This is a genomic window from Dietzia sp. IBK-p2-16D, from assembly GCF_057773085.1.
Window position 1 is genome coordinate 1 of sequence record NZ_JBYMTL010000038.1, and the last position, 483, is coordinate 483.

At 43.9% G+C, this 483-nt stretch carries 1 protein-coding gene; it reads right to left on the minus strand.

What is annotated here, in order from left to right:
* Positions 1 to 483: sensor histidine kinase (locus AC3DE3_RS17225; RefSeq protein WP_488370841.1), on the minus strand; the 483-nt coding region annotated here is incomplete at both ends.

The following is a 483-nucleotide window of genomic DNA, read 5'->3' on the forward strand; positions in this document are numbered from 1 at the left end:
GCAACATCCTGATGACCATAACTCCGGAAAAAGCGCTCTCCCAATCGGGCTAGCTCAAGCGTAATATCACCATTAATTGCATTACTCACACTTATCACTACAGCGTGCTGTTCTATACGCGCCTTGATACTGACCTCACTTTGAGCAGGCGCATACTTAGCTGCATTGTCCAATAAATTACGTAATGCGGCCTGAAATAATGCAGGATCGACCCGTACTTGCAGTTGTTTTGGTATATCGACCACCCAGATTACGCGATCAATTAGCTGAAAATCTATTGATGCCAGAGCATCCTCTGTTAACCTAAGAAGCTGAATTGCCTGATATTGCAGTACAATACTATGTTCCAGTTTTTCTGTTTCCATTAACTGCTTAACCAGGTGTGCCAGACGGCGTGTGCTTTTGCCTATGGCCTGTATTGCTGTGTGTTGTTCCTTAATATCGGTCGCATTTTCCAGATTATCGGTATGCACTTGCAAAATG